The 4739-nt window shown below is 68.0% G+C and carries 4 protein-coding genes; all 4 read right to left on the minus strand.

Annotation, left to right across the window (positions count from 1 at the left end):
* Positions 1–559: 559 nt before the first annotated feature.
* Positions 560–1210, minus strand: a complete 651-nt coding sequence (locus IH13_RS41040) for a hypothetical protein (RefSeq protein ID WP_199814794.1) — start codon at positions 1208–1210, stop codon at positions 560–562.
* A 99-nt stretch (positions 1211–1309) separates the two neighbouring features.
* Positions 1310–1831: a hypothetical protein gene (locus IH13_RS45805; RefSeq protein WP_031086932.1), complete on the minus strand. Its 522-nt coding sequence runs from the start codon at positions 1829–1831 to the stop codon at positions 1310–1312.
* Between the two features lie 310 nt (positions 1832–2141).
* Positions 2142–3212 (minus strand): CU044_5270 family protein, encoded by a 1071-nt coding sequence (locus IH13_RS0121710; RefSeq protein WP_051835891.1) that lies wholly within the window; start codon positions 3210–3212, stop codon positions 2142–2144.
* The gene (locus IH13_RS0121715; RefSeq protein ID WP_031086937.1) at positions 3209–3829 is read right to left on the minus strand and encodes an RNA polymerase sigma factor; all 621 of its coding nucleotides are present in this window, start codon (positions 3827–3829) and stop codon (positions 3209–3211) included. Before IH13_RS0121715 ends, IH13_RS0121710 begins: the two co-directional genes overlap by 4 nt.
* Positions 3830–4739 lie beyond the last annotated feature (910 nt).

The raw sequence follows: 4739 nt of genomic DNA on the forward strand, positions 1-4739 counted from the left end.
GATCGGGACGAGCCCCTCCTCGCGCGTGAGTGCTTCCGAGGGGATTGCGAACCGCCGCAGGAACTCCTCGGGATCGCCACCGAGTTCCTCGACGAGACGCGCGAAACCGCGCAGGCTGGCTCCCCGGATCATCGCACCCACAGGGGCGATGCTAACCCCAGCGATTGTGCGTCCACGGTCATTCTGGCCACCGTGCGCCTCAAGACCGACGGCCCCCCACCGCGCCCAGGCCGTCGCCTGCCCACACCGTCCAGGCTGCAGCCATGCGGATCGGAGAACTCGCGGCACGCCCCCGGAGTGAGTGTGCGGTCACTGCGCTACCACGAGCAGCAGGGACTGCTCACAGAGCACTCGTACGCCAGGCGGACAGCGGCAGTACACGGAGCACGACGTGGATCGCGTTCACTTCGTCCGGAGGCTGTGCGCGGCTGATCGACACTCCCGCCGCCGCCGGCGGGAAGGCCCTGACCGCGATCCGCGCGGCTCGGGCCGAAGTGCGCGGCCGCGTCCGGAAGTTGGCCCACCGACTCCATCGGCGGACCGTCATACGAGATCGAGGCTAACCGAGTACCGCATCGGTGAGGTCCGGTCCGCGCCCGTCGATGACGTCGGCCGCCTCAAGTGCGTAGCCGTGTGCTCGCCCGTAATACGTCGGCTCGCCAAGCTCCGCTTCGGTTCCGAGTGCTTGAACGAGATCCCGTAGGGCTGAAGAGAGCCGCGGCGCGTTGGCGGCATGGATAGCCGGGTGCGGATTACCTCGAAAATCACAGAGACCCCACACGTCGTGGTACACGGACAGTTCGGCCGAGGGGCCGATCCCGTCGGGTGACACCATCAGTTCGACCAGGCGGTATTCTTTATGGGCATTTCCGCTCGCATCGAACCATACGCCAGATCCCAGTACATTAATTGCACCCATCTCTGCCCGCGGATGGCCATTCGACCGACAGGCGCGGAGACTATCAGGCAATGCCGGATCAGTGAGCGGTCGCCCAACAAGGTCCAGGCGGCTGTGGATCCCCGTTCCCCCCTTCCCGACCTCGAACCAGTTCCACTCAAGCGCGTCCGGCTCCAGCAGAGCGCGCGCCCGAAGAACCTCGCTCATGCGCCCTGCGGTTCTGAGCGCCGATTCCAGACCGGGCTCCACCACGTCGTCCAAGTCCCAAAACCACGAGCCGCACTCTTTCGGTGCACGCAGCAGCACAGCCATCAACTTCCTCACTAATCGACGAAATCAACCGAATAGATGGTGACAGATTCGCCGTCAAATTTCAGCTCAAAGGAGGCATTGGTGCGGTCCGGCGCCCCTCTATACAGACCACGTTTCACGCTCTGTGAGTGCGCTCGTGAAACCCTTGATCTTCAGAATTCCAGCTCCGACGCCCGCTCCGGGCCCGGAGAGCTGCTTCGCCTCGATCTTCTTGACTGCCGAGCTGATACCCGCGACTCTGCGCACCCTGCTTTCCCGCGTCCGTGAGCGGCAGTGCGTCCACGAAGTCGATCCGGGCCGGTTCAATACGTGAGGCCGCGCAGTTTCGCGAACTTCGGCCAGCGACTCTGCCGCCTGCACCGCGATGCCCGGCACGGTGAGCTGCTCAGTGACCACCACGGCGTACGCCTGCTCCATGCGGTCGGCATCCCGCACGCCGAAGGCGGCGCTCTGCAGCACCTTCGGGTGGGAGTTGAGCAGATCTTCCCGCTCGGTGGTGTATGCATGGCCGCCGCCGACGACCACGATCATGTCCTTGAGCCGGTCGGCGCCGGTGAGGAAGCCCTCCTCGCCGAGCCGGCCGATGTCGCCAGGTGGAACAGCCCCGGCAGCAGCCGACATGGTCGCGAGCCGTCGCTTACAGGAAAGACCACCTCAAAGGCCGATAGCGCGGCATCACCGCATGCAAGGGCTGGCCCCCCTGCGGCCCCCTGCCCGCAGCCCCTCGGTCCGACATCAATGGCAGAAACGTAGCGGTTGTCCGACTTCCCTGGCTATCGGTCCACGTTCAGTGGCAGAGGGCAGCGTTCAATCGGTCCGAAGCACCTCGTTTGCGCAGCCCGCGGCGTCCCCGGCACGGCCTCGGGTTCACCACTTCGCGTCCCACCGCGCGTCTCCGGCCCACTGAACGGTCCGGAGACGCGCAAAGTGGTCAGCCGAGCTGCGGTGCGCCGGGCTGGGGCACCTTGCCCGGGGCTTGTCCGGCCTTGTCGACGATGGCGTGCTCGATTTCGGCGGTGCTGTGGAGGAGGGTCCCGGCCTTCGCGTACGGAGCGTCCTTCGTTCGGTACTCGCGGGAGCCGAGGAAAGAGTAATCGCTCTTGTCGAAAACCCATTCGGTGCGGTTGCCGTACTCGGTGTCTTCGCGGGCGATGCCGAGACCCGTGCGGCCTATGGCGTCCTCGGCCTCCGGTGCCTCCTCGACACCTGGGATCTTTGCCGCCGCCCGGTACAGGGTCGCGGCAGTCCTTGGCGGCAGCACACCGCCGAGCAGGCCGCCGATCTGCTCGAAGACGAGCTGGTCGGTCTCCTGCCCGGCGTCCTTCCGGACGTGAGCACGGAGGTAAGCCAGGAGTTCGTCCGGGTCGGTGGGCAGCGAGGCGAGCCAGTGGTAGGTGGGACGGTACAGCCCGGCGGGGGTGCCGTTGTCGTCCCCGAGCTGCGCGTTGATGACCATGTCGTCGCCATCGACTCGGGCCAGCCCGAGCTCTTTGAGGGGACGCGGGTCCTGGGCCGCCCAGTCCTCCCTCTCGGTCAACGGGCTCAGTACGGCCTTGCCGCTGCCGATTTCGGCCTCCCGGACCTTGGAACGGGTGTAGAGGAACTGGTCGTCCCGTACGACGGGCGCCTCACTCATGAGGGCCACGGTCGAGAGGCGGTGGAGAAGGCCGCCGCCGGCGCCCTGAGTGGCTGTCACCGTCGTCGTCCGGTCCTCGTCGTCCGTACCGAGGGCGAAACCACCCGCGAGGATTGCGGCCAGTGCCATCGCCGACACGGGGACGAGAAGGGCGGGGCGCAGGAGTTGGCTGGTGGGTCGGGCCGTGGGCTGAGCCTGGCTGTCACGACGGGAGTCGGCCTCGATGAGGTTCATCAAGAGTTCCTTCTTCTGACGGAATCGCTCGGGCGACAGGTCCTCGGTCGCCGGAGGGGGAAGCAGCCGGGCCAGGTGCCGGGCTTCGTCTTCGCTCCTGTCCCCAGGAGAGGCGACGTCTTCGCGGTTCATGGGGTTTCCTCCCGCATGGGCAGGGCCGCGATTGCGGCTGTATTCCTTACCTCTCCGTGGGCTCTCGCGGGTTCCAGGTTCCTTCGCGGGCGTTTCGCCCGCTCCGCCTGGTCCGCGATCCGGGCGAGCCTTCTGCGGGCGCGGGAGAGGCGGGAACGGACCGTGCCGACCGGGATGCCGAGCGCGTCGGCGGTCTGCTCGTAGTCCAACCCGCACCACACGCGCAGCGAGAGCACTTCTCTTTCCTGGCGTCGCAGTTGACCGAAGGCCGCGGAGACGGCGCGCAGACGGTCCTGATCGTCCAGCCGGGACGCTGCCTCCGCCGAGAAGTCAGCGACGTGGACGGGCGGAGGCTGACGGGTCAGGAAGACCAGTCGCCGCCGCAGTCGCCGCCGGGCGTTCTCACACTTGTGCGTGGCGATGCCGAGGAGCCAGGGCAGCGCGGACCCCCGGCCCTGCTCCAGCCGCCCTCTCCCCTGCCAGGCGGCCAGGAAGGTGTCCGCCATAATGTCCTCGGCAACCGACCAGTCGCCGGTCAGCCGCAGCGCGTGACGGTAGACGGCCTGGGCGCAGCTCTCGTACAACTCGGCGAAGGCCTCGCGGTCTCCCGCGCGCAGGCGGTGGCGAAGCTCGTTCTCGGCGCCCTCCTGGGTGTTGGTGCCTTCGGTGCCCTGGAGGTCTTCCGGGGTCTCTGCATCTGGTGGTTCTCTCACACCCGGTACCTCTCCGCGGCCTTGCGCCCGTTCCTGTGACTCGCGCCACAACCTGTGTCGCAACGGGCGGGCAGGGCCGGCGGTGTCGTCCGCCCGCAAGAGCGTACGGGCGCGTACAACGGGGCAACCGGCCTGCTCCCCGACGTGCCCGAGGGCCTTCTTCATCAGTCTGTCGGGGACGACGCATGTCGTCCTGGAGAACCCTCCTCCTCGCCCTGTTGCCGGGGTTCGTCGTCGAAGACTTCGGCCAGGATGTGTGCAGATCTGAGCGGTGGCCGGTACCGAGCGGCTGCCTTGGACGGCGATACGGGTACTCGGGGCCTCCTGAGCCTTCTGAGGGTCGACGCGGGCCTGTACCTCGCACTCATGGAGCCTCGGGCGCTGCTCGGAGATCCGTACTCGCAGGGCCTTCTCGGTCCGTGCCTCGGCGGCCTCCCTCCACCTGGCGGCGCACTCTCCTCGGCCGTCTTGGTGAGCTGGCGGTGCTCCTTGAGCGAGGTGCCCGCCATGCGGAGCGCGACGGCCAGGTGCTTGCCGGCGCGCGGTCCAGGAGAACGTAGGCCGGGGTGGTCTCCCGTGTACTCCGGCTCTCCTCGCGTTCCCGGTCCGCGGCGAGCTGCTCGACCAGGGTTCGCTCGGCGGCCTGGGCCTCGGCGGCCTCGCCCTCCTCACGCCGGGCGTCGCGAGGGCTGCCGGCGATCAGGCGGTCGAGCGCCTGGTCGGTCCGGTCGCCTGTACGGGCGGCAGTTGCAGGACCGGTCCCCCCGGCCAGCTCCTGTTCCTCCTTCTGGTCGGCCCGCCGCTGTTGCTGCTC

The organism is Streptomyces sp. NRRL WC-3549 (assembly GCF_000721935.1).
In the GTDB taxonomy this organism is placed as follows: domain Bacteria; phylum Actinomycetota; class Actinomycetes; order Streptomycetales; family Streptomycetaceae; genus Streptomyces.

Excerpts from the sequence above, each read along its gene's own strand:
- IH13_RS41040 (WP_199814794.1), bottom strand. The coding sequence starts at position 1,210 with ATGGCTGTGCTGCTGCGTGCACCGAAAGAGTGCGGCTCGTGGTTTTGG.
- IH13_RS45805 (WP_031086932.1), bottom strand. The coding sequence starts at position 1,831 with ATGTCGGCTGCTGCCGGGGCTGTTCCACCTGGCGACATCGGCCGGCTC.
- IH13_RS0121710 (WP_051835891.1), bottom strand. The coding sequence starts at position 3,212 with ATGAACCGCGAAGACGTCGCCTCTCCTGGGGACAGGAGCGAAGACGAA.